Origin of the sequence: Pseudomonas sp. LS-2 (genome assembly GCF_003605735.1) — a bacterium.
GTDB lineage: Bacteria > Pseudomonadota > Gammaproteobacteria > Pseudomonadales > Pseudomonadaceae > Aquipseudomonas.
The window spans coordinates 18,828-44,409 of record NZ_QXTJ01000031.1; the positions used below are offsets into that span (position 1 = coordinate 18,828).

Annotated in this window: 28 protein-coding genes; 16 read left to right on the top strand and 12 right to left on the bottom strand. The window is 60.0% G+C overall.

The features are described 5' to 3' along the window. Positions 1-37: 37 nt before the first annotated feature. The 5 genes from D3M70_RS17425 to D3M70_RS17445 form a co-directional block, all read right to left on the bottom strand. Positions 38-481 (bottom strand): Spy/CpxP family protein refolding chaperone, encoded by a 444-nt coding sequence (locus D3M70_RS17425; protein WP_120126966.1) that lies wholly within the window; start codon positions 479-481, stop codon positions 38-40. Between the two features lie 367 nt (positions 482-848). Further along, positions 849-1,526 (bottom strand): response regulator transcription factor, encoded by a 678-nt coding sequence (locus tag D3M70_RS17430; RefSeq protein ID WP_120126967.1) that lies wholly within the window; start codon positions 1,524-1,526, stop codon positions 849-851. A gap of 7 nt (positions 1,527-1,533) precedes the next feature. Further along, positions 1,534-1,953, bottom strand: coding sequence for a translation initiation factor 2 (locus D3M70_RS17435; protein WP_165869831.1), 420 nt, complete (start codon positions 1,951-1,953; stop codon positions 1,534-1,536). Between the two features lie 159 nt (positions 1,954-2,112). Then, on the bottom strand, positions 2,113-2,412 hold the full coding sequence (locus D3M70_RS17440; RefSeq protein ID WP_120126968.1) for a YciI family protein: 300 nt from the start codon (positions 2,410-2,412) through the stop codon (positions 2,113-2,115). Between the two features lies 1 nt (position 2,413). Beyond that, positions 2,414-3,022 (bottom strand): septation protein A, encoded by a 609-nt coding sequence (locus D3M70_RS17445; RefSeq protein WP_120126969.1) that lies wholly within the window; start codon positions 3,020-3,022, stop codon positions 2,414-2,416. Between the two features lie 65 nt (positions 3,023-3,087). Here D3M70_RS17445 and D3M70_RS17450 point away from each other — a divergent pair, with 65 nt between their 5' ends. From D3M70_RS17450 to arfB, 8 genes are all read left to right on the top strand, one after another. After that, complete coding sequence (locus D3M70_RS17450) at positions 3,088-3,948, top strand: PHP domain-containing protein (RefSeq protein WP_120126970.1); 861 nt, start codon at positions 3,088-3,090, stop codon at positions 3,946-3,948. Between the two features lie 13 nt (positions 3,949-3,961). After that, positions 3,962-4,594: an L-threonylcarbamoyladenylate synthase gene (locus tag D3M70_RS17455; RefSeq protein ID WP_120127094.1), complete on the top strand. Its 633-nt coding sequence runs from the start codon at positions 3,962-3,964 to the stop codon at positions 4,592-4,594. A gap of 116 nt (positions 4,595-4,710) precedes the next feature. After that, a complete protein-coding gene (locus D3M70_RS17460) occupies positions 4,711-5,409 on the top strand; it encodes a ScpA family protein (protein ID WP_165869837.1) in 699 nt (232 codons plus the stop codon). A 17-nt stretch (positions 5,410-5,426) separates the two neighbouring features. After that, a complete protein-coding gene (scpB, locus tag D3M70_RS17465; protein ID WP_120126972.1) occupies positions 5,427-6,218 on the top strand; it encodes an SMC-Scp complex subunit ScpB in 792 nt (263 codons plus the stop codon). A 144-nt stretch (positions 6,219-6,362) separates the two neighbouring features. Then, positions 6,363-6,551, top strand: coding sequence for a DUF1289 domain-containing protein (locus D3M70_RS17470; protein ID WP_120126973.1), 189 nt, complete (start codon positions 6,363-6,365; stop codon positions 6,549-6,551). Positions 6,552-6,735: 184 nt separating this feature from the next. Next, entirely contained in the window at positions 6,736-7,965 is a 1,230-nt protein-coding gene (gene rluB / locus D3M70_RS17475) for a 23S rRNA pseudouridine(2605) synthase RluB (protein ID WP_120126974.1), read from the top strand. Between the two features lie 222 nt (positions 7,966-8,187). Then, complete coding sequence (locus D3M70_RS17480) at positions 8,188-9,612, top strand: amino acid permease (RefSeq protein WP_120126975.1); 1,425 nt, start codon at positions 8,188-8,190, stop codon at positions 9,610-9,612. Positions 9,613-9,755: 143 nt separating this feature from the next. Beyond that, positions 9,756-10,169, top strand: coding sequence for an alternative ribosome rescue aminoacyl-tRNA hydrolase ArfB (gene arfB / locus D3M70_RS17485; RefSeq protein ID WP_120126976.1), 414 nt, complete (start codon positions 9,756-9,758; stop codon positions 10,167-10,169). Between the two features lie 97 nt (positions 10,170-10,266). Here arfB and D3M70_RS17490 read toward each other — a convergent pair whose 3' ends face one another. The 6 genes from D3M70_RS17490 to phhA form a co-directional block, all read right to left on the bottom strand. Further along, positions 10,267-11,481 (bottom strand): MFS transporter, encoded by a 1,215-nt coding sequence (locus tag D3M70_RS17490; protein WP_120126977.1) that lies wholly within the window; start codon positions 11,479-11,481, stop codon positions 10,267-10,269. A 174-nt stretch (positions 11,482-11,655) separates the two neighbouring features. After that, positions 11,656-11,835 (bottom strand): hypothetical protein, encoded by a 180-nt coding sequence (locus tag D3M70_RS17495; protein WP_120126978.1) that lies wholly within the window; start codon positions 11,833-11,835, stop codon positions 11,656-11,658. Positions 11,836-11,913: 78 nt separating this feature from the next. Next, the gene (locus D3M70_RS32030) at positions 11,914-12,051 is read right to left on the bottom strand and encodes a hypothetical protein (protein ID WP_165869832.1); all 138 of its coding nucleotides are present in this window, start codon (positions 12,049-12,051) and stop codon (positions 11,914-11,916) included. A 276-nt stretch (positions 12,052-12,327) separates the two neighbouring features. After that, positions 12,328-13,524 carry an amino acid aminotransferase gene (locus D3M70_RS17500; protein WP_120126979.1) on the bottom strand — a complete coding sequence of 399 codons (1,197 nt, stop codon included), beginning with the start codon at positions 13,522-13,524 and terminating at the stop codon, positions 12,328-12,330. After that, a complete protein-coding gene (locus D3M70_RS17505; protein ID WP_120126980.1) occupies positions 13,525-13,881 on the bottom strand; it encodes a 4a-hydroxytetrahydrobiopterin dehydratase in 357 nt (118 codons plus the stop codon). A 16-nt stretch (positions 13,882-13,897) separates the two neighbouring features. Next, the gene (gene phhA / locus D3M70_RS17510; RefSeq protein ID WP_120126981.1) at positions 13,898-14,698 is read right to left on the bottom strand and encodes a phenylalanine 4-monooxygenase; all 801 of its coding nucleotides are present in this window, start codon (positions 14,696-14,698) and stop codon (positions 13,898-13,900) included. Between the two features lie 280 nt (positions 14,699-14,978). On the opposite strand from phhA, the gene D3M70_RS17515 reads away from it, so the two are divergent. Next, the gene (locus tag D3M70_RS17515; RefSeq protein ID WP_120126982.1) at positions 14,979-16,532 is read left to right on the top strand and encodes a sigma-54-dependent transcriptional regulator; all 1,554 of its coding nucleotides are present in this window, start codon (positions 14,979-14,981) and stop codon (positions 16,530-16,532) included. Between the two features lie 152 nt (positions 16,533-16,684). On the opposite strand, the gene D3M70_RS17520 is transcribed toward D3M70_RS17515, so the two are convergent. Further along, positions 16,685-16,951 carry a DUF2790 domain-containing protein gene (locus D3M70_RS17520; RefSeq protein ID WP_120126983.1) on the bottom strand — a complete coding sequence of 89 codons (267 nt, stop codon included), beginning with the start codon at positions 16,949-16,951 and terminating at the stop codon, positions 16,685-16,687. 451 nt (positions 16,952-17,402) lie between these two features. Between D3M70_RS17520 and acs the strand changes: the two genes are divergently transcribed. From acs to argR, 7 genes are all read left to right on the top strand, one after another. After that, on the top strand, positions 17,403-19,358 hold the full coding sequence (gene acs / locus D3M70_RS17525; RefSeq protein ID WP_120126984.1) for an acetate--CoA ligase: 1,956 nt from the start codon (positions 17,403-17,405) through the stop codon (positions 19,356-19,358). A 600-nt stretch (positions 19,359-19,958) separates the two neighbouring features. Further along, on the top strand, positions 19,959-20,735 hold the full coding sequence (locus D3M70_RS17530) for an ABC transporter substrate-binding protein (protein ID WP_120126985.1): 777 nt from the start codon (positions 19,959-19,961) through the stop codon (positions 20,733-20,735). A gap of 89 nt (positions 20,736-20,824) precedes the next feature. Then, entirely contained in the window at positions 20,825-21,514 is a 690-nt protein-coding gene (locus D3M70_RS17535) for an ABC transporter permease (RefSeq protein ID WP_120126986.1), read from the top strand. After that, positions 21,511-22,209, top strand: a complete 699-nt coding sequence (locus D3M70_RS17540) for an ABC transporter permease (protein ID WP_081569138.1) — start codon at positions 21,511-21,513, stop codon at positions 22,207-22,209. Before D3M70_RS17535 ends, D3M70_RS17540 begins: the two co-directional genes overlap by 4 nt. 1 nt (position 22,210) lies before the next feature. Next, on the top strand, positions 22,211-23,323 hold the full coding sequence (locus D3M70_RS17545) for a succinylglutamate desuccinylase/aspartoacylase family protein (protein WP_120126987.1): 1,113 nt from the start codon (positions 22,211-22,213) through the stop codon (positions 23,321-23,323). Between the two features lie 21 nt (positions 23,324-23,344). After that, on the top strand, positions 23,345-24,109 hold the full coding sequence (locus D3M70_RS17550; protein ID WP_120126988.1) for an ABC transporter ATP-binding protein: 765 nt from the start codon (positions 23,345-23,347) through the stop codon (positions 24,107-24,109). 149 nt (positions 24,110-24,258) lie between these two features. Next, the gene (argR, locus tag D3M70_RS17555) at positions 24,259-25,242 is read left to right on the top strand and encodes a transcriptional regulator ArgR (protein ID WP_120126989.1); all 984 of its coding nucleotides are present in this window, start codon (positions 24,259-24,261) and stop codon (positions 25,240-25,242) included. The last annotated feature ends 340 nt before the right edge of the window (positions 25,243-25,582 follow it).

A 25,582-nucleotide genomic window follows, 5' to 3' on the forward strand; every position in this document is an offset into this window, starting at 1 on the left:
GTCGGGTTGGAGAGTGTAATGCCGCGCCAGCTGCGTGTTACTGGGTTTTCTGCGCTTTTTGCGCTTTCCAGGCTTCGAACTCGGCACGGTCTGCGCGACGTTGTGCCTGATCCTTCTGAATCTGATCGAATGTCTTCTGCTGATCCGGGGTCAGCATCGCACGGATGTCGGCCTGGGTTTTCGCGTGTTTGGCGGCCAGTTCATCCTGCATTGCCTTCTGATCGGTGGGCGACAACTTGGCCAGGTACTTCTGGGTGATTTCGGAACGGCTGTGCCATTGATCGCCCATCAGTTTGCCGACTTGCTGGCGTTGTTCCGGGGTCAGGTTCAATTTGTCGAACGGACCTTTGCGGTGATGCATGCCAGGGCCGTCGAAACCAGGACCGCCTGGGCCACCCATGTGGCCGCCTTCTGGGGGCATTGCCATTGCAACGGTAGGCAGAGCAGCAGCGAACATCAAAGCCATCAGAGTCTTGCGCATGGTGTATCTCCTTGTCTCGAATCCGGCTCTGTGCCGGTTGTGGCCAGTTTAGGGAGATCAAGGTCAAGCGAGGTCAGGGGTGGGTAAAGCTTGGGTAAAGAGAATCATGAAGAGACCTGACACTGACGACGTGTGCAGGAGCGTACTTACCCCCCCTGTAGGAGCGCGCTTGCCCGCGATGCGGTTGTTCAGGCATAGAAATATTTCGGCTGTACCTACGTCTCGCGAGCAAGCTCACTCCTACAGTCATCCGCTGCCCGTGGTAGCAGCGCGCTTGCCCGCGATGCGGTTGTTCAGGCACAGAAGTGTTTCGGATGTACCGACGTCTCGCGGGCAAGCTCACTCCTGCATGGGCAGTGCAGGGCATTCAGACCGCGTAGTAATAACCCCGACTGCGCAGCGCCACGATTCGCGGTCTGCCGTCGGCATGCGGGCCGATCTTCTTGCGCAGGTTGCTGACGTGCATGTCCAGGCTGCGGTCGTAGAGGGTCAGTTTGCGGCCCAAGGCCAGTTGCGCCAGCTCCTGCTTTTCGAGCGGCTCGCCGGGCTGCCCGAGAAGCGCTTCGAGCAAACGGGCTTCGGAAACCGTCAGGGTGAACTCCTGATCGTCGATGGTCACCACGCCGCGAGCGGGACTGAATGTGAGGTCGCCCAGTTCGATCTGGCTGGAGACCGCTGCCGGATGGCTGCGGCGTAATACGGCGCGTAACCGTGCCGTCAGCTCACGCGGATCGCAGGGTTTGGCCAGATAATCGTCGGCCCCCAGTTCCAGGCCCAGAATGCGATCCAGCGGCTCCCCGCGCGCCGAGAGCATCAGCACGGGAAGGTCGGGGTGATCGGTGCGTAATTGCTTGAGCAGTTCCAGGCCGCTGCCATCGGGCAACATCACGTCCAGCACCACTGCGGCGGGAGCGCTCTCGGCGAGCGCCTTGCGGGCGCTCTGGCCATCATGGCAAGCCTGCACCTGAAAGCCTTCCTGGCTCAGCCAACTGCTCAGGAGCTCGCACAGCTCCTGGTCATCATCAATAAGTAACAGCTCGCTCATGACTCACTCAATTTAGCCATTGCCGACGCCGTCTACGCCAGCCGCTGGCAAAGATACCGCACAGCAGGGCCACCATGGCAACGGCGCCCCCTGTGACGAACCATTGTTGTTGCTCGGTCAGTACGCGCGCAGGCATGACCGACTGTGCTTCTTTGAGCTGCAGTTTAAGCCTTTGGTTCTCCTGACGCAGGCGCTGGAGCTGAATTGTTTCACGCTCAGTGTCGGCATTCTGCAGTTGCCGGGTCAATTCATCTCGCTGTTTTTCGCTGTCGGCCAGACGCTGACGCAGGTCGGTCAACTGGCTGGCGGTAGTGGGCAAGGGCAACGCGTGACTGACGGCATCACTCGTTTCTTCAGCCTGAGCATCGAAACTGATGGCTGAAACGGCCAGCGCGGCCGCCAGCAGACACCACGGACGTATACGCATCTGAACTCCTGACTTTTCTTGCGGCACCAGACCCGCGCGCCGGCTTTATTGGGCATTTGGCAGGGTATCGGCAGAAAAATGCGAATAGTGAGCAGTCAGGATGTCGCAAACAGAAACGGCCTCATGACGAGGCCGTTTTCGTAGGACCGGGAGGGCGGTTTAAGGCAGGACTTGCTTGAACGGCTTGACCACGACGTGATCGTAGACGCCTGCCTTGATGTACGGATCAGCATCGGCCCAGGCCTGTGCAGCGCTCAGGGATTCGAATTCGGCGACGATCAGGCTGCCGGTGAAACCGGCGGCGCCCGGGTCATTGCTGTCGACGGCAGGGTTGGGGCCTGCGAGTACGATGCGACCTTCGGCCTTGAGTGCGGTCAGACGCTCCAGATGCGCAGGACGCGCTTCCAGGCGTTTTTCCAGCGAGTTGGCGACGTCCGTTGCTACGATGGCGTAGAGCATTTCAGTCCTCTGTCTTTTTTGTTGAAGGCTGGGTCGATGCGTCGGCATCGTGAATGTGACGGGCCAGGAAGATGCCCTGGCCGATCAGGAAAATCAGGGTCATGCCCAGGCTGCCGAAGACTTTGAAGTCGACCCAGAAGTCCTGATAGGTGAACGCAACGTACAGGTTGGCGGCACCGCAGAACAGAAAGAACACGATCCAGGCGATGTTCAGCTTGACCCAAACCGCCTGTGGCAGCGTCAGTGCGTGGCCCATGATGCGCTGGATCAGCAGACGGTCGCCGATGAAGTGGCTACCGGCGAAGATCAACGCGAACAGCCAGTTGACCACCGGGGCTTTCCATTTGAGGAATGTTTCGCTGTGGAAGGCCAGCGTCAGGCTGCCGAACACCAGGCAGGCGACCAGCGTCAGCCACTGGCTTTTTTCCAGTTTGCCCTGGCGCACGTAAAGAATGCCGTAGACCACGATGGAACTGGCGATTAGCATCGCGGTGGCGCTGAAAATCCCGCCTACCATGAAGCTTTGGCCCAGGATATCGACGGCTTGAGGACTGATCTTGTAGACGATGAAAAACAGGATGAGCGGGATGAAGTCGATGAATTGTTTCACAGTAAGAGCCAGAAGCTGGATGTGACGGCATAATAACAAACATCAATGACTGCGAAAGCGCCCCTATGAATGTCGATCTGCACTGCCACAGTACCGCTTCCGATGGCGCCCTTGCGCCGGCGGCACTCGTCGCCCGTGCCCATGACAACGGCGTCCGGGTGCTGGCGCTGACCGATCACGACACCATCGAAGGCCTGGAAGAAGCCCGTGCGGCGGCGCTTGCGCTGGACATGCAGCTGATCAACGGTATCGAGCTGTCCTGCACCTGGGGCGGTGCCACCATCCATATTCTGGGTTATGGCTTTGATGTCGATGCCCGACCGCTGCTCGACGCCATTGAGCAATTGCACACTGGCCGCTGGCTGCGGGCCGAGGAAATCAGCCGCAAATTGGCGATGAAAGGTATGCCCGGAGCGCTGGAAGGTGCCCGTGCGGTGCAACAGGCCCTCGGCGACAGCGGCAATGCCCCGGCCCGACCGCACTTTGCCGACTTCCTCATCAAGGAGGGTTTCGTGAAAGACCGCGCCGAGGCATTCCGAAAATGGCTCGGTGCAGGCAAGCTGGGCGACGTCAAACAACACTGGCCGACGCTGGACGACACCGTCGCCACCTTGCGGGCCGCCGGTGCCTGGGTCAGCCTGGCCCATCCTTGGCATTATGATTTCACCCGCAGCAAGCGTCGCAAGCTGGTCGCCGATTTCCTTCAGGCGGGCGGCCATGCGATGGAAGTGGTCAACGGCCTGCAGCCCGCCGATCAAGTCGGCAGCCTGGCCATTCTGGCCCGTGAGTTCGGTCTGCTGGCCAGCGCCGGCAGTGATTTTCATGCGCCCGGCGCGTGGTCCGAAATCGGCGTCTATCGCCCGTTGCCTGAGGATCTGCCGCCACTTTGGGGTCGATTCAAACATGACCAGCCTACTGCCGTCTGAACAGGAAGATACCGTGAGTCAATTTTTCCAGGTCCACCCGGAGAACCCTCAGTCGCGTCTGATCAAGCAGGCCGTGGAGATCATCAGGGCGGGCGGTCTGGTGGTATACCCGACTGATTCGTCCTACGCGTTGGGTTGTCGAATGGAGGACAAGACAGCGGTGGACCGTATCCGCCGGCTGCGTCAGCTCGACGACAAGCACAACTTCACGCTGATGTGCTGCGACCTGTCGCAACTGGGAACGTTCGCCAAGGTAGACACCGCTGCTTTCCGCCTGCTTAAAGCCCATACGCCGGGGCCATACACATTCATTCTGGGCGCCACTCGCGACGTACCGCGGCTGGTGTTGCATCCCAAACGTCGCACCATCGGGTTGCGCGTGCCGGAGCATCCGATCGCTCAGGCGTTGCTGCGCGAGCTTGGCGAGCCGCTGATGAGCGTCAGTCTGATCATGCCGGGAGAAACCCTGCCGATGAGCGATCCCCACGAGATGCGTGAAGTGCTCGAACATCAGGTCGACCTGATCATCGATGGCGGCGAGGGCGGCATTTCCGCTTCTACCGTCATCAATTTGTCCGAAGGCGATCCGCAAGTTGTGCGCGTGGGTTGTGGCGATCCAACGCCATTCGGGGTCGAAGTCGAGTGACCGACGCAGAAACACTGGCCCCCCAGGCCGACGCCCAGCAGGAGCTGCCGTTTGCCATGGTCTACGGTCAGGCCGTCACGCAGATGCCGGTCGACCTGTACATTCCGCCGGATGCGCTGGAGGTCTTTCTCGAGGCGTTCGAGGGACCGCTGGACCTTCTGCTCTATCTGATCCGCAAACAGAACATCAACATTCTCGACATCCCGGTGGCGGAAATCACCCGCCAGTACATGGGCTATGTCGAGCTGATGAAGACCGTGCGCCTGGAGCTGGCCGCCGAATATCTGGTGATGGCCGCCATGCTTGCCGAGATCAAGTCGCGCATGCTGTTGCCGCGCTCCGAATCGGTAGAGGAGGAAGAGGAAGACCCTCGCGCCGAACTGATTCGCCGATTGCAGGAGTACGAGCGCTTCAAGGCGGCCGCCGAAGGTATCGACATGCTGAGCCGCGTCGGACGCGATGTGCTGGTCCCCAGGCTCGATGCCCCCGAGGCTCGGGCGCGCAAGCTGTTGCCGGATGTCTCGCTTGAAGAGTTATTGGTGTCCATGGCCGAGGTCCTGCGCCGTGGCGACATGTTCGAAAGCCACCAGGTCAGCCGCGAAGCGCTCTCGACTCGCGAGCGCATGAGCGATGTGCTCGAACGCCTAAAAGGCGCAGGTTTCGTGCCTTTCGCCGAGTTGTTTACCGCCGAGGAAGGTCGTCTGGGTGTGGTCGTGACGTTCATGGCGGTGCTGGAACTGGTCAAGGAGCAACTGGTGGAGCTGGTGCAGAACGAACCTTTCGCCGTCATTCATGTGCGCGCGCGAGCCGAATAAAGAGCAAGAGCTGATCGATGAACCTGACCGAACCCCGCGAACTCGCGCCGCTGCTCGAAGCGTTCCTGTTGGCCTCCGGCAAGCCGCAATCCCTGGAGCGGCTGTACGAGCTGTTTGAGGAGGGCGAACGGCCGGAGCCTGCCGTGTTCAAGAAAGCACTGACCTTGCTCGGCAAATCCTGCGACAACCGCGCCTTTGAATTGAAGGAAGTAGCCACAGGTTACCGTCTGCAGATCCGCGAGAAGTTCGCGCCCTGGGTAGGGCGCCTGTGGGAAGAACGTCCGCAGCGCTATTCCCGCGCCCTGCTCGAAACCATGGCGTTGATCGCCTACCGCCAGCCGATTACCCGTGGCGAGATCGAGGATGTGCGCGGCGTGGCGGTCAACAGCAACATCGTCAAGACGTTGCTTGAGCGCGAGTGGATCAGGATCGTCGGTTATCGCGATGTGCCGGGCAAGCCGGCGATGTTCGCTACGACCAAGGCGTTTCTCGATCATTTCAACCTGAAAAACCTCGATGAGTTGCCGCCGCTGGCCGACTTGCGGGAAATGGAAGCAGAACCGGTGCTCGATTTCGACGATGCCCCGGTCCCTGCTCATCTTCAGGCCTTGGCCGATGCCAGCCTGGAAGCGGATCCCGATGCCGAGCCCGAACCTGTGCGCGACGAGACCAGCTTCCGCAGCCTGCTGGCCGAGCTCGACACCATGGAGCAAGGCCTGAAAACAGATTTCGACGATTTATTGCTCGATGACGCCGATAAAGAGTCTGAATTGGAAAATGAGCCGACGGATGACGAAGATCCGCGGTGACGCGACGCTCAATTTGCCGTAGACCCTGTAGGAGCGCGCTTGCCCGCGATACGGTCGGTCAGGCACGAAAGTGTTTCGGATGTACCTACGTCTCGCGGGCAAGCGCGCTCCTTCAAAGGATAAATCCACTCTCCAGGGCTTTTCATGAGCACCAAAGACCCCTGCATCAGCATTTGCAAATTCGACGACGACATCTGTATCGGTTGTGGCCGCAGCAAGCGTGAAATCAAGTCCTGGAAGAAAATGGACAAGGACGAGAAACGTTCAGTGCTGGCCGAGTCGGCCATGCGGCTGATCAAGCTCAAGCCGTCCGGTCGGCGGAAAAAGAAATAAGCCGATGGATTTCATCTAGTCTCTGATGCGCAACGCATGCCATGAGCGTATGATTCGCGACCTTTTGGCGATCCACACTCGCCACGGTTTTCAGTTTTCAGCCCTTCGCTCCTGTCCAGGGAGCCGGGCAACAGACCGCGCCCACTCGCGCGCGGCCTGATTCGACACACCGGGAGGTGCCCAGATGAGTGAACAAGACAAGCAGGACCAAGAGATCGGCCCAGCAGGCGAAAAACTGCAAAAGGTGCTGGCGCGCATTGGCGTCGGCTCGCGCCGTGACGTCGAAGCCTGGATCGGCGAAGGCCGCATCAAGGTCAACGGCGTTCAGGCAAGCCTGGGTCAGCGCGTCGATCTGCATGACGCCATCACCGTCGACGGTCGCGTCATCCGTCGCGAAGAGTCGGCCGAAACGGTCCGTCGCGTGATCATGTACAACAAACCCGACGGCGAAATCTGCACCCGCGACGACCCGGAAGGCCGTCCGACCGTGTTCGATCGCCTGCCGCGCCCGAAAGAGGGCCGCTGGATCAACATCGGTCGTCTGGACATCAACACCACCGGCCTGCTGATGTTCACCACCGATGGTGAGCTGGCCAACCGCCTGATGCACCCGTCGTTCGAGATGGACCGCGAATACGCCGTGCGCGTACGTGGCGAAGTCGATGACGACATGCTGCTGCGCCTGAAGAACGGCGTGATCCTCGAAGACGGCCCTGCGCGTTTTACCGATATTCAGCAGGCGCCGGGCGGTGAAGGTTTCAACCATTGGTATCACTGCGTGGTGATGGAAGGTCGCAACCGCGAAGTCCGTCGTCTGTGGGAATCCCAAGGCTTGGTGGTCAGCCGTCTGAAGCGCGTGCGTTTCGGCCCGGTGTTCCTCAACTCCGACCTGCCGATGGGCCGCTGGCGCGAAATGAGTCAGCAGGAAGTCGACATCCTGAGCGCCGAAGTCGGGCTCAAGCCGGTCGCCATGCCGCAAATGAACGCCAAGACCAAGGACAAGCTGGAGCGTCTGCAGCGCCAGTCCTCCCGTCCATTGGGCAAAGGCGAGCGCGTGCGTCAGCTGCGTCCTGCCAAGGATGCCGCACCCGTCGAGCGTGCACCGCGTGAACCGCGCATGGCCGATGGCGAGCGTCCTGCCCGCAAGCCGGCTGAAGGCGGTCGTCCGGCGCGCACTCCGCGTCCAGCGGCGGGTGGCCGCGGCGACAACCGTGGTGAAAATCGTGGCGACAGCAGCCGTGGCACGCCAGTGGCCGAGCGCCCGAGCGACATGAACAAGCGCCCGGCCAAGCCAAAGACTTCGCGTCCCGGCATCAAGCTCGTCGACGACGGCAAGACCCCATCGGGCAAGCGTCGAGGCGCCCCGGCCGGTTCCGGTCAGCGTCCGGGTTTCGGTCGTCGCAAGCCAGAGTGATCGTGGCCTGAAATGAAAAACGCCAGTCGAGAGACTGGCGTTTTTTTTCGTCTGTAAGGGCGGGTGTCGTCTGCGGGTGTACAATGCGCCGCGTTTTTTCTGTGAATCTTCGGCGTTTGGACGCCAACCCACTCGGGGTTACCCACTCCGTTTCACTCCGCCGCGTCATGAGCGCGTCGGGTTCGATTCCGTCACAGACAAGAACAACAAGGTGACTATGCAATGAGCGAACACATGTCCCATTCCGGCGACTTGAAACGTGGTCTTAAAAACCGTCATATCCAGCTGATCGCCTTGGGTGGCGCCATCGGCACGGGATTGTTCCTGGGGTCGGCGGGTGTTCTCAAATCGGCGGGTCCGTCGATGATTCTCGGCTATGCCCTGTGCGGTTTCATCGCCTTCATGATCATGCGCCAGTTGGGCGAGATGATTGTCGAAGAGCCGGTCGCCGGGTCCTTCAGCCATTTCGCACACAAATACTGGGGCGGTTTCGCGGGCTTCCTGTCCGGCTGGAATTGCTGGGTGCTGTACATCCTGGTGGGCATGTCGGAGCTGACCGCGGTCGGCAAATACGTGCAGTACTGGTGGCCGGAAATCCCGGCTTGGGCGTCGGCGGCCGTGTTCTTCGTGATGATCAACGTCATCAACCTGGCCAACGTCAAAGTGTTCGGCGAGGCCGAGTTCTGGTTCGCGATCATCAAGGTCGTGGCCATTCTGGGCATGATCGCGCTGGGCAGTTACATGCTGGTCAGCGGCAGCGGCGGCCCTCATGCGGCAGTGAGCAACCTGTGGGAGCATGGCGGGTTCTTTCCCAACGGGGTGAGCGGTCTGGTCATGGCGCTGGCCTTCATCATGTTCTCGTTCGGTGGCCTGGAAATGCTCGGTTTCACCGCAGCAGAAGCGGATCAGCCGAGAACCATCATCCCGAAAGCCATCAATCAGGTGATTTACCGCATCCTGATTTTCTATATCGGCTCGCTGGTGGTGCTGCTGTCGCTGACCCCGTGGGATGCGTTGCTGGCGGACCTCAATGCCTCCGGTGATGCCTACAGCGGCAGCCCGTTCGTGCATGTGTTCTCGATGCTGGGCAGCAACACCGCCGCGCACATTCTCAACTTCGTGGTGCTGACGGCGGCGTTGTCGGTGTACAACAGCGGCACGTACTGCAATGCACGGATGCTGTTCGGCATGGCCGAGCAGGGCGATGCGCCGAATTCCCTGGCGCGGGTCGATGGACGTGGTGTGCCGGTGCGGGCGATTCTGGTGTCGGCGGCCGTGACGCTGATCGCCGTGCTGCTCAACTACCTGATCCCACAGAATGCACTGGAGCTGTTGATGTCGCTGGTGGTCGCCACGCTGGTGATCAACTGGGCGATGATCAGCTATTCGCACCTCAAGTTCCGTCAGCACATGGCTCGCAAGGATCAGCAGCCGCTGTTCAAGGCGTTGTGGTATCCGTACGGTAATTACCTGTGTCTGGCGTTCGTCGTGCTGATCCTGGGCATCATGCTGATGATTCCAGGCATTCAGGTGTCGGTGTATGCGATTCCGGTGTGGCTGGTGGTCATGTGGGTGTTCTACCTGATCAAGAACAAGCGCCATGCCGACGGCGAGTCGATGGCGCAGCGCACGTCGATCATCAAGTAAGCGCCAGAACGGCCGCCTTCAAGTAGGAGCGCGCTTGCCCGCGATTGCCTGGTGTCAGGCAATAAGGATGTGACTGACAAACAGCATTCGCGGGCAAGCGCGCTCCTACAAGATTTCATTCACCTCCAGAGCTGCACTGTCCCATGCTGATCATCTCCAACAACGTGCATCTGCCAGACAGCGAAGTCGAACTGACCGCCATTCGCGCGCAAGGCGCGGGCGGTCAGAACGTCAACAAGGTCTCGAGCGCGGTACACCTGCGCTTCGACATTCAGGCGTCGTCATTGCCGCCGTTCTACAAGGAACGCCTGCTGGCGTTGCGTGACAGTCGGATAACCGGCGATGGCGTGATCATCATCAAGGCGCAGCAATACCGCACGCAGGAACAGAACCGCGCCGATGCACTGGAGCGGCTGAGCGAATTGATCGTCAGCGCCGCCAAGGTCGAGAAGAAACGCCGACCGACCAAACCGACCCTGGGCTCCAAGACCCGCAGGCTGGAATCCAAGTCCAAGCGCGGGTCGATCAAGGCGGGGCGGGGCAAGATCGATTTTTGAGGGCTGATAACACCTTCTGTAGGGGTTCGGCTTGCCGGCGGCGATTCCGATGACGCCACCGCCGGCAAGCCGGACTGCCAAACAGGATTGAACATGACTACAGATCTGTGACCTTGTTGCGCATCACCTTCGCCTGTTTGTACAGGTAAACGCTCAACCCCAACCCGGCCAGCGAAGCCAGCGCCGCGAAGAGGAAGATCGAAGCGAAGCCGAAGCCTGCGGCCACAGCGCCTGCCACGGGCCCCGTGATCCCCAGCGAAAGGTCGATGAACAGCGAATACGCACCCACCGCCGCGCCACGACTGGACGCCGGCACCAGGTTCACCGCCTCGACTCCCAGCGCCGGAAACACCAGCGAGAAACCAAAGCCGGTCAGTGCAGCACCCGCCAGCGCCAGGTTCGGACTGGGCGCCAGCCACAGCAGCAGCAGCCCCAGCGTTTCGACCGACAGGCAGGCGATCGCCACGCGGAAGCCGCCAATGCGGTTGATCATGTTGCCGAACAGCAGCCGCGCGCCGATGAAACAAGCGCCGAACAGGCTCAGGCACAGCACCGCATTCGGCCAGGTGTGGCTCGCGTAATACAGGGTGATGAAGGTCGCGATGGTGCCGAAACCAATGGACCCCAGCGCCAGGCCGGTGCCGTGGGGCAGAACACGACCCAGCACATGCAGAAACGGCATGCGCTCGCCGTGTACGATGGGCGCGGGTGTCTTCTTCCACGCCAGTGAAATGCCCAGTGCGGCCAGCAGGATGATGCTGACGCCCATGCTCCACAAGCCCATCGCGTTCACCAGCAACACCCCCAGCGGCGCACCGATGGCCAGTGCGCCGTAGCTGGCGATGCCGTTCCAGGAGATCACCTTGGCGGTGTTCGCGGCGCCCACGCGACCGATGCCCCAGCCAATGGAACCCGAACCCACCAGGCTTTCGGCACTGCCCAGCACCAGACGGCCGATGAACAGGCAGATCAGACTTGCCATCGGCCAGCCCTCGAGCCACCCGGCCAGGAGCATGAACACGCCACTCAGGCCGCAGCCGAACAGACCGATGATCACCGCCTTTTTGGGGCCGCGATTATCGATGATGCGCCCGGCGTACGGACGGCTCAGCAAGGTCGCCAGGTATTGCACGCTGATCACGAGGCCGGCTGCGACTGCGCCAAAACCGAGGTCGGTGTGTACATAACCTGGCAGTACGGCCAGAGGGATACCGATGTTCAGGTAACCGATGAAGGTGAACAGAACAATGGAAACGACCTGAAGCGTGATAGCGACAGGACGGGGTGTAGCGGCGCTCGAAGCGTCTGGCATGGGCATCAATCCACGATTACGACAGGGGTGGTGCAGCGGGGGCGGAAACAGAATGAAGCGTAGACGCTTGATAGCCAAGCGATGCCACATGATAACGAGGCTGGCTGTGTTGTGGCAGCAGAAGGGTGAATCGATGTTGAACCGAACGCGGATTTGCCGGTGAGGCCGTTGTGATTATTCGGCGGCGGGCGCCACGAGCTGCGTCGTGACCAGCGCAGCGAGGGCGTTTTCCTGGGTCCCGAATCGGGCCAGCAATGCCTGCTGTTTTTCCGGGCTCAACCGCGCCCAGATTTCGATCATTTTTTCGGCGGTGCCAATCAAGGCCTGCGCCTGGGTTTCGGTGAATTCAGTCATGGGTTTGTCTCGGTAAGCAATCAGCCCTTATGGAAGTACGCCTCAAAGACGCTCTTGCATAGGGGCTGAAATTAGCCTTCAGCGTTGGCCTTGGGCTTTCTTGCTGTCACCACTTTTCGCACCGGCTTTCATCTCGATCGGCTGACCGAGTTCCTGACGGGCTGCTGCGCTTTGCTGGGTTTGGCTTGGGAAGGGGAAGTTTGGGATTTCATGCATCGTCTGTCGCTCCTCACAAGTTTTTTTAGCTGCTGGTTTGTACAGCGCGTCCAAAAACGCCAAGGGAGGATACAGCACTACAAATGACAATCAGACTTTTAATGATGGCCGTTGGTCATGTAGTGGCGATGCGAAGCTACAACCCGATTCGCAGCGACACAGAACCTGCAGGCGTGAGCTTGTTCGCGATTGCGTCATGTCAGTCGACTTCGGTGTCGCTGACACTACATCTTCGCGAGCACGCTCACGCCTGCAAGGGGGACGCTGTCATCCAGGTCAGTCCTTGCACACCGCCGCAAACGCCGCCGCCAGCGCATCTAGCCGCGTAGCATCGATGCCCGCCACGTTCGCGCGGCCCGCTGCGACCATGTACACGCTGTGTTCCTTGCGCAGCCGTTCGACCTGATCGTCGCTCATGCCGGTGTAGGAAAACATGCCACGCTGCACGCCGATGTGGGCAAAACGCTCGCCCAGGCCCAACGGGGTCAGCGCTTCAACGAGGCCCTGACGGAGTTGCGCGATGCGGGTACGCATCTCTTCCACTTCGTCAGCCCACAGCGCCTTGAGCTCAGGGTCGCCGAGGATTTCAGCCACCACCGCCGCGCCATGATCCGGCGGGTTGGACCACAGGTTGCGCGCGGTGGCCGAGAGTTGGCTGCGCACGTCCATCAACTTCTCGGTGCTGTCGGCACACACCAGCAATGCGCCGGTGCGTTCGCGGTACAGGCCGAAGTTCTTCGAGCAGGAGCTTGTGATCAGCAGTTCCGGCAGTTCAGCGGCGAACAGGCGAACGGCCCAGGCGTCTTCTTGCAGACCGTCGCCGAAGCCCTGATACGCGAAGTCGATCAGCGGCAACAGGTTGCGGCGCTTGACGATCTTAAGCACTTCGCGCCAGTCATCGTGACCGAGGTCGAATCCGGTCGGGTTGTGGCAGCAGGCGTGAAGCAGAACCACATCGCCTTCCGGAACGGTGTTCAGCGTTTCCAGCATGGCCGGAACGTTGAGCCTGTTGTCGCTGCCGACGTAGGGGTAGTGATTGACCTTCAAACCGGCAGCGGCGTAGATAGTCTCGTGGATTGGCCAGGTCGGATCGCTGAGCCAGATGCCCTTGCCCGGCAGGCAATTGGCGATGAAGTCAGCAGACAAGCGAAGTGCCCCGGTGCCGCCCGGTGTCTGAGTGGCGCCCACGCGCTTGTTCTTGATCAGCGGCGAGTCGGCGCCCATGACCAGTTCACAGATCAGCGTGCCGAAACGCGGTTCGCCATGGCCGCCGATGTACGTCTTGGTCGGCTGCGAATCCACCAGACGCTGTTCCGCCAGTTTGACGGCGCGGGGAATGGTGGTCAGGCCTTGCGCGTCCTTGTACACGCCTACGCCCAGGTCGAACTTGTTCGGGTTCGGGTCGTTGGCATAGGCCTGGATCAAGCCCAGGATCGGATCGTCCGGTACGCGCTGAATCTGTGAAAAATGCATTTACTTACGGCCCTCGGCGCCTTTGGCCACCTCGTCGGTACGGGCGGCCATGATGAAGTCGTTGCGGTGCAGCCCTTTGATCGAGTGGCTCCACCAGGTCACGGTCACTTTGCCCCATTCGGTCAGAAGACCTGGGTGATGACCCTCGGCTTCGGCAATTTCGCCGACCGCGTTGGTAAACGCCAGCGCAAATTTGAAATTCTTGAACGTGAAGGCTCTTTCCAGTTGCATCACGCCATCACGGACTTCGATGTTCCAGTCGGGGATCTGACGCAGCAGCTGCGGCAACTCGGCTTCGCTGACTTGAGGTGCGTCGGCGCGGCAGGCCTCGCAGTGGGCTTGATCGAGAGAGGTCATAAAAGGTTTTCCTTCTTCAGGCGGCGTTTGTTTCAGGCTGCTTTTTAGGTGTGAAGCGAGGGGCATGCAGGCCCAGCCGCATCGCGCTCTGGACCATGCCCATGATGTCTTCGTGAGCGAGGTCGAACAGGCGCTTGAGGTCCGGCAGCACGAAATAGAGCGGCTGCAGAATGTCAATGCGATACGGCGTACGCATGGCTTCAACAGGGTCGAACGCTTGATGCTCAGGTGTCTGCGACAGGCTGTAAATGGTTTCCTTGGGCGAGGACAAGATGCCTCCGCCGTAGATCTTGCGGCCCTGCGCCGTTTCCACCAGCCCGAACTCGATGGTCATCCAGTAAAGGCGGGCAAGGTACACGCGCTGCTCTTTGCTGGCTGCCAGACCGAGTTTGCCGTAAGTGTGGGTAAATTCCGCAAACCATGGGTTGGTCAGCAGCGGGCAGTGTCCGAAGACTTCATGAAAGATGTCGGGTTCTTGCAGGTAGTCCAGTTCTTCCTCGGTCCGAATGAACGTGGCCACGGGAAATCGCTTGCTGGCGAGCAGTTCGAAAAACGTCTGAAAAGGAATCAATGCCGGAACGCGAGCAACTTGCCAGCCGGTGGTGCTATCCAGCACCCGATTGATTTCGCCCAGTTGAGGAATGCGGTCATGTGGCAGGTTCAGTTGCTCGATGCCGTCGAGGTATTCCTGACAGGCGCGGCCTTCGATCACCTTCAACTGGCGTGTGATCAGGGTATTCCACACCGCGTGTTCGGCGTCGGGGTAATCGATGAATCCACGGGCGTCCGGCTCGCGGGCGACATACGACGTACTCATGCTGCTCTCCTGAATGGCTTGTTGTTATCTGGAGCGATGCGCGACAGGTCTGACCTGCTTGCTGCTATAGATACCGTTTTCCATCCTGTTTGCCGTCAGGCTGTCGCCGCTTCGATGCCGCAATTTCCACGAAGCTCGTAAAGAAAACCTGACAGATGAGTGCGCCGAGCGAGAAATGTGCGCGTTTAGGGGAGATCTCGTGCTTGCGCTGTCACGTATTCTTGCCGATAAACTTTCCTCCATTACAAAAAAGTGGCCTGTTCACAAGAGTCGACCCCCCATGCGCATCAAAGTGCACTGTCAGAACCGTGTCGGCATTCTGCGCGACATCCTCGATCTTCTCGTTTCCTATGGCGTCAATGTCTCTGGCGGAGAGGTCGGCGGGGAGCATGGCGACGCGATCTATCTGCGTTGTCCGAATCTCGTCAATCTTCAATTTCAGGCGCTGGTGCCGAAATTCGAAACAATCCCTGGTGTGTTCGGCGTGAAACGTGTGGGACTGATGCCCAGCGAGCGTCGGCATATGGAGCTGAACGCGTTGCTCGGCGCGTTGGAGTTTCCGGTGTTGTCCATCGACATGGGCGGCTGCATCGTCGCGGCGAACCGGGCTGCTGCCCAGTTGCTGGGCGTGCGCGTCGATGAGGTGCCAGGGATTGCGCTGTCGCGCTATGCAGAAGACTTCGACCTGCCACAACTGGTACGCGCCAACCGCTCGCGCATCAACGGCTTGCGGGTGAAAGTGAAGGGCGCGATCTTTCTCGCCGACATCGCACCTCTGCAATCGGAACACGAAGACAGCGAAGCCATGGCGGGTGCGGTATTGACCCTGCATCGCGCGGATCGCGTAGGTGAGCACATCTACAACGTGCGCAAGCAGGAACTGCGCGGTTTCGACAGCATCTTCCAGAGTTCGAAAGTGATGGCTGCCGTGGTGCGCGAAGCCCGGCGCATGGCGCCTCTGGATGCGCCTCTGTTGATAGAGGGCGAAACCGGCACCGGCAAGGAGCTCCTCGCCCGAGCCTGCCATCTGGCAAGCCCGCGTGGGCAGTCGCCGATGATGGCGCTCAATTGCGCGGGATTGTCCGAGTCCATGGCCGAGACCGAGCTGTTCGGCTACGGGCCAGGCGCATTCGAAGGGGCCCGCGCCGAAGGCAAGCTGGGGCTGCTGGAGCTGACGGCGGGCGGTACGTTGTTTCTCGACGGGGTAGCGGAAATGAGCGCTCGGTTGCAGGCCAAGCTGCTGCGCTATCTGCAAGAAGGTTGCTTTCGCCGCGTCGGAAGCGATGAGGAGGTGTATCTGGACGTGCGCGTGATCTGCGCAACACAGGTCGATCTGTCGCAGTTGTGTGCTCGCGGTGAGTTTCGCCAGGATCTTTACCATCGGCTGAATGTGTTGTCGTTGCACATCCCGCCCTTGCGTGAATGCCTGGATGGGCTTGAGCCGCTGGTGCAGCATTTTCTCGATCAGGCGAGTCGACAGATTGGTTGCCCGTTGCCGCGCATGGCACCTGCGGCGATGGAGCGCCTCAGTCAGTATCACTGGCCGGGCAACGTGCGCCAGCTGGAAAACGTGCTGTTTCAGGCAGTGTCGCTGTGTGAGGGTGGCGTCGTGAAAGCCGAGCATATCCGCCTGCCGGATTATGGCGTGCGTCAGCCACTCGGGGACTTTTCGCTGGAGGGTGGGTTGGAGGATATCGTCGGGCGTTTCGAAAAGGCGGTTCTTGAACAACTTTATGCGGCGCATCCCAGCAGTCGGTTATTGGGTAAACGATTGGGCGTGTCCCATACGACTATTGCCAATAAGTTGAATCAATACGGCGTTGGCAAAACGTAACATGTGTAGGAGCGCGCTTGCCCGCGAATGGATATAACCGCCGATACGTCAGGTGGCTATTACACCCTTATCGCGGGCAAGCGCGCGCCTACAATAATCCATGCTCCCTGAAGTATTATGTGTCAGGGCCTATAAAAAGAAGGCAGATTAGATCAGCCGTTGCTGCACCCGTTGCCCATCACTTGGTATTCCATCACATGGCGCTTGCCCTGCGAGTCGATGTAGGTCATGTGCTGAGGCACCACGCCGCAGACATTGGGGACTTCGTCTACCGAAATGACTTTGGCAATATCCAGCTTGGTCGAGTAGGTATATTGCTCGGCGCGTTGCTGTTGAACGGCGACTTTGGCATTGGATTCTTCTGCCATAGCCATGGTGCTTAAACCACAAAGAGCCATTACAACCAGTGCAGCTTTCATTACATGTTTCCTCTTGGTTGCTTGATCAACAGTGGCAAACAGGAATTCCGTTCGGCCGGGTGCACACAACCCTTTTGGGGTTCTGCAAGAAGTCAGTTGATTAGCCAGTTAAGTTGTTTGATCGACAGGCCGGTGTGGGGGGCTGTGAGTTGTCAATCATTTGCCGTGTTGGCAGAGTTGATTCTATGCGCCTGTTCCAGATTCATATAGAAACCATTTTGATAAAGACTATTGAGCAATCCGGCAACAATCGCTGAGCGGGGAGGCCATGACCCCCGCGGCCTAGTTCTTTGGTCGTAGTTCAAACATGAAGATTTGCCGAAAACGGGGCACTTGGGCGTCTTTGAGCGTTATGCTGAGGTCCGGTAAGACCATCGTCGAATGGCTTTCGCGGCCATCGGCGGATACAACGGGTCCATACAAAAACAACATTTCCACCGAGGTAAGAAAGATGAGTGCGGCTTCCCTGTACCCCGTTCGCCCTGAAGTGGCAGCAAACACGCTGACTGACGAGGCGACCTACAAGGCCATGTACCAGCAGTCGGTGGTCAACCCCGATGGCTTCTGGCGTGAGCAGGCCAAGCGCCTGGATTGGATCAAGCCATTCACCACCGTCAAACAGACCTCCTTCGACGATCACCGCGTCGACATCAAATGGTTCGCCGACGGCACCCTGAACGTTTCCTACAACTGCCTCGACCGTCATCTGGCCGAGCGCGGCGATCAGGTCGCCATCATCTGGGAAGGCGACGATCCTTCCGAAAGCCGCAACATCACCTATCGCGAACTGCATGAAGAAGTCTGCAAATTCGCCAACGCTCTGCGCGGTCAGGATGTGCACCGTGGTGACGTGGTCACCATCTATATGCCGATGATCCCTGAAGCCGTGGTCGCGATGCTGGCGTGTGCCCGTATCGGCGCGATCCACTCGGTGGTGTTCGGCGGTTTCTCTCCTGAAGCGCTGGCCGGTCGCATCATCGACTGCGAATCCAAAGTCGTGATCACCGCGGACGAAGGCTTGCGTGGCGGCAAGAAGACCGCACTCAAGGCCAACGTCGACCGTGCCCTGACCAACCCTGAAACCAGCAGCGTCCAGAAAGTCATCGTGTGCAAACGCACCGGCGGCGAGATCGAGTGGAACCGCCATCGCGACATCTGGTACCACACCTTGCTGGAAGTGGCGTCGGCCACCTGCGCACCGAAAGAAATGGGGGCTGAAGAATCGCTGTTCATCCTCTATACCTCCGGTTCTACCGGCAAGCCAAAGGGCGTGCTGCATACCACGGCGGGTTATCTGCTTTATGCGGCGCTGACCCATGAGCGCGTGTTCGACTACAAACCGGGTGAAACCTACTGGTGCACCGCCGACGTGGGCTGGGTCACCGGCCACAGCTATATCGTCTACGGCCCGCTGGCCAACGGCGCGACCACGCTGCTGTTCGAAGGCATTCCGAACTACCCGGACATCACCCGCATGTCGAAGATCATCGACAAGCACAAGGTCAACATCCTCTACACCGCGCCGACCGCCATCCGCGCCATGATGGCCGAAGGCACCAAGGCCGTCGAAGGCGCCGACGGTTCGAGCCTGCGCCTGCTGGGTTCGGTGGGTGAGCCGATCAACCCTGAAGCCTGGAACTGGTACTACAACACCGTCGGCAAGCAGAACTGCCCGATCGTCGACACTTGGTGGCAGACCGAAACCGGCGGCATTCTGATCAGCCCGCTGCCGGGGGCTACCGCGCTCAAGCCAGGCTCGGCGACTCGTCCGTTCTTCGGTGTGATTCCGGCGCTGGTGGATAACCTCGGCAACCTGATCGAGGGCGCGGCCGAAGGCAATCTGGTCATTCTGGATTCCTGGCCGGGTCAGTCGCGCAGCCTGTACGGCGACCACGACCGGTTCGTCGACACCTACTTCAAGACCTTCCGTGGCATGTACTTCACCGGTGACGGCGCCCGCCGTGACGAGGACGGCTACTACTGGATCACTGGTCGCGTGGACGACGTGCTCAACGTGTCCGGCCACCGCATGGGCACCGCTGAAATCGAAAGCGCCATGGTCGCTCACCCGAAAGTCGCCGAAGCAGCAGTGGTTGGCGTGCCGCACGACCTGAAAGGGCAGGGCATCTACGTCTATGTCACCTTGAACGGCGGCGAAGTGCCGGACGAAGCCCTGCGCATCGAACTGCGCAACTGGGTACGCAAGGAGATTGGCCCGATTGCCTCGCCTGACGTGATTCAGTGGGCACCGGGCCTGCCGAAGACCCGTTCCGGCAAGATCATGCGCCGCATCCTGCGCAAGATCGCCACCGGCGAGTACGACGCGCTGGGTGATATCTCCACGCTGGCCGATCCGGGTGTCGTTGCGCATCTGGTCGAGACCCACAAGACCATGAACGTCGCCTGACGCCTCCTGGTTCCAGACGCCCCGTTCGGTGAAAGCCGGGCGGGGCGTTTTTGTGTGCATCATCCTGGTAGGAACGCGCTTGCCCGCGATGGCGTTGGGTCTGAGAGCCACGACCTGACTGACACGCCGCCATCGCGGACGAGCGCGCTCCTGCACAGGTGAAATCGGGATATATCGAATTGTTACCGAACGCCCCTACCTCTGTAACGCGTCGCGCGAAGTTGGGGCGAATGACCCCCGCAGGGGAGCGTTTCATCGGTCCGCAGGCCTCTGCCTCCACGCCAGACTTGCCGGATTAGAAGGCTTTGCCAATAATGGGCGCGTTATTTGCTTCGTTGATAGGTTTGCCATAAAGGCCTCTTGCATAAACACTTAGGGCTGTCAATCAGGCTGATCGACGTTTCCAGCGCTTCTGTAACTAGTTGTCGCATTGAAGAAATATCGACTCACGGCCTGCCGCTAAAATGCCGATCACTCGCCGAAGGCTTGTCGAGCCCTGAACCTCGATGGCACCTCGCGTCGCAATTTCAGTTATTCCTTCTGCACATTGAGCGGTTCGCTCACTGCCATTTGTCGCGTTTTACCGATGGAGTTCCAAGAATGAAAAAGCTCATGCTGCTGGGTGCGCTGGCGCTGTCCGTATTGGTACAGCCAGCGTTCGCCGATGAAAAACCCCTGAAGATCGGCATCGAAGCGGCGTACCCTCCATTCGCTTCGAAAGCGCCCGACGGCAGCATCGTCGGCTTCGACTACGACATCGGCAACGCGCTGTGCGAAGAGATGAAAGTGAAATGCGTCTGGGTCGAGCAAGAGTTCGACGGTCTGATTCCTGCGCTGAAAGTGCGCAAGATCGACGCGATCCTGTCCTCGATGTCCATCACCGAAGACCGCAAGAAGTCCGTCGACTTCACCAACAAGTACTACAACACCCCGGCCCGTCTGGTCATGAAGCAAGGCACTGTCGTCAGCGACAACCTGAGCGAGCTGAAGGGCAAGAACATCGGCGTGCAACGTGGCTCGATCCACGAACGTTTCGCCAAGGAAGTCCTGGCTCCACTGGGCGCCGAAATCAAGCCATACAGCTCGCAGAACGAAATCTACCTGGACATCGGTGCAGGTCGTCTGGACGGCACCGTGGCTGACGCGACCCTGTTGCAGGACGGCTTCCTGAACACCGATTCGGGTAAAGGCTATGCGTTCGTCGGCCCTGCGTTCACTGACGTCAACTACTTTGGCGACGGCGTAGGCATTGCAGTGCGCAAGGGCGACAAGGCCAATCTGGACAAGATCAACGCGGCCATCGCGGCCATCCGTGAAAACGGCAAGTACAAAGCCATCCAGGACAAGTACTTCAACTTCGATATCTACGGCAAGTAAGTCGAAGCAGCACGTAATGGCGCAGGCAGCGGGTACCCAGTCCTTCTGATTGCGCCATTTTTCTATCCCGCGCTCGAGGGCCAAACTACATGTTGAAAGGCTACGGAGCCGTCATCCTCGACGGTGCATGGCTGACCCTGCAGCTCGCCCTGTGCTCCATGGCGCTGGCAATCGTGCTCGGTCTGATCGGCGTGTCGCTGCGTTTGTCGCCGGTGCGCTGGCTGGCCAGGCTGGGTGACCTGTACTCCACGGTCATTCGTGGCATTCCCGACCTGGTGCTGATTCTGCTGATCTTCTACGGCGGTCAGGACCTGCTCAACCGTGTCGCGCCCCTGTTGGGTTACGACGACTACATCGACCTGAACCCGCTGATGGCCGGTATCGGCACGCTGGGGTTCATTTTCGGCGCTTATCTTTCAGAAACCTTTCGCGGTGCCTTCATGGCCATTCCCAAGGGCCAGGCCGAAGCCGGCATGGCGTATGGCATGAGCCGCTCGCGGGTGTTCTTTCGCATTCTCGTCCCGCAGATGATCCGTCTGGCGATTCCGGGATTCACCAACAACTGGCTGGTACTGACCAAGGCCACCGCGCTGATTTCCGTGGTCGGTCTGCAAGACATGATGTTCAAGGCCAAGCAGGCGGCTGACGCCACCCGCGAACCCTTCACGTTCTTCCTCGCAGTCGCGGCCATGTACCTGGTGATCACCAGCGTCTCGCTGCTGGTACTGCGCTTCATCGAGAAACGCTACTCGGCCGGCGTAAGGGTGGCAGACCTATGATCTTCGATTACAACGTCGTCTGGGAAAACCTGCCGCTGTACTTCGGCGGCCTGTTGATCACCCTCAAACTGCTGGCGCTGTCGCTGTTTTTTGGCCTGTTGGCAGCGCTGCCCCTGGGTCTGATGCGCGTCTCGAAAGTCGCTTGGGTCAATCTGCTGGCCTGGAGCTACACCTATGTGATTCGCGGCACGCCGATGCTGGTGCAGCTGTTCCTGATCTACTACGGACTGGCGCAGTTCGAGGCCGTGCGCGAGAGCTTCCTCTGGCCGTGGCTGTCCAGCGCCACGTTCTGCGCCTGCCTTGCGTTCGCCATCAACACCAGCGCCTACACCGCAGAAATCATCGCCGGCAGTCTGAAGTCCACGCCGCCGGGCGAGATCGAAGCGGCGCGAGCGATGGGCATGTCCAAGGCCAAGATGTACCGCCGCATCCTGCTGCCGTCGGCCCTGCGCCGGGCACTGCCGCAGTACAGCAACGAAGTGATCATGATGCTGCAGACCACCAGTCTGGCGTCCATCGTCACGCTGATCGACATCACGGGCGCGGCACGCACCGTCAACGCGCAGTTCTACCTGCCGTTCGAGGCGTACATCACCGCGGGCGTGTTCTACCTGTGCCTGACTTTCATTCTGGTGAAACTGTTCAAGCTGGCCGAGCGCCGCTGGCTCAGTTACCTCGCACCGAGGAAGCACTGATATGCAACGCATCGATCACAGCCTGCCCTGGACTACCCTGGGCACCGAGCGCACGCTGAGCGTCTTTCGTTTCGGTCAGGGCGGGCGCAAGGCCTACATCCAGGCCAGCCTGCACGCCGATGAGCTGCCCGGCATGCGCACCGCGTGGGAGCTGAAAAAGCGCCTTTCGCAACTTGAGGAACAGGGCCTGCTCAACGGCGTCATCGAGTTGGTGCCGGTGGCTAACCCGATCGGTCTGGGCCAGTTGTTGCAAGGCAATCATCAGGGCCGTTTCGAGTACGGCAGCGGCAAGAATTTTAACCGCGATTTCACTGAATTAAGCGAACCTGTTGCCCAATTGCTCGCAGGCAAGCTGGGCGACGATCCTCATGCCAACGTGAAACTGATCCGCCAGGCCATGGCCGACGTGCTTGATCAACTGCCGCCTGCAAGCAGCGAACTGGCCGGTATGCAGCGCGTCTTGCTGAGTCACGCGTGCGACGCCGATATCGTGTTGGACCTGCACTGTGACACCGACGCTTCTCTGCACATGTACGCCTTGCCCCAACATTGGCCGCAATGGCGTTCGCTGTCGGCGTACCTGGGGGTGAGTGTCGGTCTGCTGGCCGAAGACTCCGGCGGCAGTTCGTTCGACGAGGCCTGTTCGTTGCCGTGGCTGCGACTGGCAAAGCAGTTTCCCGATGCGCAGATTCCGCTGGCCTGTATGTCGACAACGCTGGAGCTGGGCGGACAGTCCAACACTGGCAAGGCCGAAGCCGAGGCGTACGCCGAGGGCATTCTGGCGTTTCTCGCCGAACACGGCCTGATCGGTGGTGAATGGCCGCAACCGGGCAGCGAGCCGTGTGAAGGCATGCCGTTCGAAGGCACCGAAATGATCTATGCGCCCCATGCAGGCGTGCTGACCTTCCTGCGCCCGGCCGGTGCCTGGGTCGAGCCGGGCGAGCCGCTGTTCGAGGTCATCGATCCGCTGAACGATCGCGCGACCACGGTCTGCGCTGGAACCGCCGGCGTGCTGTTCGCCATCGAAAAACTGCGTTACGCCCAGCCGGGCTACTGGATGGCCAAAGTGGCGGGTCGTACCCCGTTGCGCACTGGCCGCCTGCTCAGTGACTGATTACTTGTGAGAACCGACATCATGAACAAACTGGAAGTCCAGGACCTGCACAAGTGCTACGGCAGTCACGAAGTGCTCAAGGGCGTTTCGCTGACCGCCAAGGCCGGCGATGTCATCAGCATCATCGGCTCCAGCGGCTCGGGCAAAAGTACCTTTCTGCGCTGCATCAACCTGCTGGAGCAGCCAAAGTCCGGTCGCATTCTGCTCAATAACGAAGAGCTGAAACTGGTGGCCCACAAGGACGGTGGTCTCAAGGCTGCCGACCCGAAACAGCTGCAACGCATGCGCTCGCGTCTGTCGATGGTGTTCCAGCATTTCAACCTGTGGTCGCACATGACCGCGCTGGAAAACATCATCGAGGCGCCAATCCATGTGCTAGGCGTGCCGAAGAAGGAAGCGCTGGAAAAAGCCGAGCACTACCTGAACAAGGTCGGCGTTGCCCATCGCAAGGATGCATTCCCGGGTCACATGTCCGGCGGTGAACAGCAGCGCGTAGCGATTGCCCGGGCGCTGGCGATGGAGCCTGAGGTGATGCTGTTCGACGAGCCGACGTCCGCGCTGGACCCCGAGCTGGTCGGCGACGTGTTGAAAGTCATGCAGGCCCTCGCTCAGGAAGGCCGCACCATGGTCGTGGTGACCCACGAGATGGGCTTTGCGCGGGAAGTGTCGAACCAGTTGATCTTCCTGCACAAAGGGCTGGTCGAAGAGAGCGGCGACCCGCGTGAAGTGCTGGTCAATCCGAAATCGGAGCGTCTGCAGGGTTTCCTGTCCGGCAGCCTGAAGTAGTGATTGGCGCCGTCTTGAACGGTGCGTTTTGTGTCAGAACAGTTCATGCTGCGCGTCACCCAAACCGCTCCCATGAACTGAAGACAGTAGATCCAGATCGCACGCCTGCCGTGTGACCCATAACAGCGACACGTTTCGGACTGCACGCCATGACTGCCCATCGAATCGGATTTCTCATCTGGCCCAGCACCAAAGCCTTGACCCTGGCGCTGGCGGAGGAAGCCTTGCGTGTCGCTCAGCGCGTGCACCCCGACGTGGTTTACGAACTGTCGTTTCTCCAGGCCGAGCCTTCGGTCGAGGGGGCTGGCTGGCAGTTGCCGGGCGAGCCGTGGAACGGTCGTCTCGAAGGCTGCCAGAAGGTTTTTCTGCTGGCCGATGAGCCGCCAGCGCCAATGTCGTCGGCATTGGGCGGCGCCCTCAAACAACTGGTGCGCGCAGGCTGCGTGATCGGCGGTCTCTCTGCGGGGGTTTATCCGCTGGCGCAACTGGGTTTGCTGGACGGCTATCGCGCTGCCGTTCACTGGCGCTGGCAGGACGATTTTGCCGAACGCTTCCCCAAGGTCATCGCCACCAGCCATTTGTTCGATTGGGATCGTGATCGTCTGACTGCGTGTGGCGGCATGTCGGTGCTGGATCTGCTGCTGGCGGTGCTGGCCCGTGATCACGGTGCCGAACTGGCCGGTGCTGTTTCTGAGGAACTGGTGGTCGAGCGCATCCGTGAAGGCGGGGAGCGTCAGCGCATTCCGTTGCAGAACCGCCTGGGCTCCAGCCATCCGAAGCTGACCCAGGCTGTGCTGTTGATGGAGGCCAATATCGAAGAGCCGCTCACCACTGACGAAATTGCCCAGCATGTGTGCGTATCGCGACGACAATTGGAGCGGATTTTCAAGCAGTACCTCAATCGTGTTCCAAGCCAGTACTACCTCGAGCTGCGCCTGAACAAGGCCCGGCAGATGCTGATGCAGACCAGCAAATCGATCATTCAGATCGGCCTCTCCTGCGGCTTCTCCTCCGGGCCGCATTTCTCCAGCGCCTATCGCAACTTCTTCGGCGCCACGCCCCGCGAAGACCGCAACCAGCGCCGCAGCAGCAGCCCGTTCGAACTGTCCTCGGTGCCTGCCGAGCGCGGGTGATTGGCCTGGAATCGGCCGCAGCTCTGTAGGAGCGCGCTTGCCCGCGATAGCTGAGTGTCAGCCGATTGAGTTTCTCAGCCAGCTCGCATTCGCGGGCAAGCGCGCTCCTACAGCGGAGCCGAGCCAGCCTTTACTTGAATCAAATCGACAGGACGCTGCTACATCGGGCCGTCAACGTTTAAACTGCGCCTTTCCGACGTTATTTGTCGCATTGCCGAAAGCCTCGGATAAAGCCGGTTTGGCGCTATAAGAAGTTGTCGCTTGGCGGCAAGGCCGGACCCAAATCAGTCCTTACAATCCTTCCATCGCTCGCCAGTCCCAGGCAGGCGTTCCTCTTCAG

Coding starts and splice junctions, on each gene's coding strand:
- D3M70_RS17440 (WP_120126968.1), bottom strand. CDS start 2,412: ATGCTCTACGCCATCGTAGCAACGGACGTCGCCAACTCGCTGGAAAAA.
- D3M70_RS32030 (WP_165869832.1), bottom strand. CDS start 12,051: ATGCATGAAATCCCAAACTTCCCCTTCCCAAGCCAAACCCAGCAAAGC.
- rluB (WP_120126974.1), top strand. CDS start 6,736: ATGAGTGAACAAGACAAGCAGGACCAAGAGATCGGCCCAGCAGGCGAA.
- D3M70_RS17425 (WP_120126966.1), bottom strand. CDS start 481: ATGCGCAAGACTCTGATGGCTTTGATGTTCGCTGCTGCTCTGCCTACC.
- arfB (WP_120126976.1), top strand. CDS start 9,756: ATGCTGATCATCTCCAACAACGTGCATCTGCCAGACAGCGAAGTCGAA.
- phhA (WP_120126981.1), bottom strand. CDS start 14,698: ATGAGTACGTCGTATGTCGCCCGCGAGCCGGACGCCCGTGGATTCATC.
- D3M70_RS17480 (WP_120126975.1), top strand. CDS start 8,188: ATGAGCGAACACATGTCCCATTCCGGCGACTTGAAACGTGGTCTTAAA.
- acs (WP_120126984.1), top strand. CDS start 17,403: ATGAGTGCGGCTTCCCTGTACCCCGTTCGCCCTGAAGTGGCAGCAAAC.
- D3M70_RS17540 (WP_081569138.1), top strand. CDS start 21,511: ATGATCTTCGATTACAACGTCGTCTGGGAAAACCTGCCGCTGTACTTC.
- D3M70_RS17505 (WP_120126980.1), bottom strand. CDS start 13,881: ATGACCTCTCTCGATCAAGCCCACTGCGAGGCCTGCCGCGCCGACGCA.
- D3M70_RS17545 (WP_120126987.1), top strand. CDS start 22,211: ATGCAACGCATCGATCACAGCCTGCCCTGGACTACCCTGGGCACCGAG.
- D3M70_RS17530 (WP_120126985.1), top strand. CDS start 19,959: ATGAAAAAGCTCATGCTGCTGGGTGCGCTGGCGCTGTCCGTATTGGTA.
- D3M70_RS17515 (WP_120126982.1), top strand. CDS start 14,979: ATGCGCATCAAAGTGCACTGTCAGAACCGTGTCGGCATTCTGCGCGAC.
- argR (WP_120126989.1), top strand. CDS start 24,259: ATGACTGCCCATCGAATCGGATTTCTCATCTGGCCCAGCACCAAAGCC.
- D3M70_RS17535 (WP_120126986.1), top strand. CDS start 20,825: ATGTTGAAAGGCTACGGAGCCGTCATCCTCGACGGTGCATGGCTGACC.
- D3M70_RS17450 (WP_120126970.1), top strand. CDS start 3,088: ATGAATGTCGATCTGCACTGCCACAGTACCGCTTCCGATGGCGCCCTT.
- D3M70_RS17435 (WP_165869831.1), bottom strand. CDS start 1,953: ATGCGTATACGTCCGTGGTGTCTGCTGGCGGCCGCGCTGGCCGTTTCA.
- D3M70_RS17550 (WP_120126988.1), top strand. CDS start 23,345: ATGAACAAACTGGAAGTCCAGGACCTGCACAAGTGCTACGGCAGTCAC.
- D3M70_RS17430 (WP_120126967.1), bottom strand. CDS start 1,526: ATGAGCGAGCTGTTACTTATTGATGATGACCAGGAGCTGTGCGAGCTC.
- D3M70_RS17490 (WP_120126977.1), bottom strand. CDS start 11,481: ATGCCAGACGCTTCGAGCGCCGCTACACCCCGTCCTGTCGCTATCACG.
- D3M70_RS17470 (WP_120126973.1), top strand. CDS start 6,363: ATGAGCACCAAAGACCCCTGCATCAGCATTTGCAAATTCGACGACGAC.
- D3M70_RS17500 (WP_120126979.1), bottom strand. CDS start 13,524: ATGCATTTTTCACAGATTCAGCGCGTACCGGACGATCCGATCCTGGGC.
- scpB (WP_120126972.1), top strand. CDS start 5,427: ATGAACCTGACCGAACCCCGCGAACTCGCGCCGCTGCTCGAAGCGTTC.
- D3M70_RS17495 (WP_120126978.1), bottom strand. CDS start 11,835: ATGACTGAATTCACCGAAACCCAGGCGCAGGCCTTGATTGGCACCGCC.
- D3M70_RS17520 (WP_120126983.1), bottom strand. CDS start 16,951: ATGAAAGCTGCACTGGTTGTAATGGCTCTTTGTGGTTTAAGCACCATG.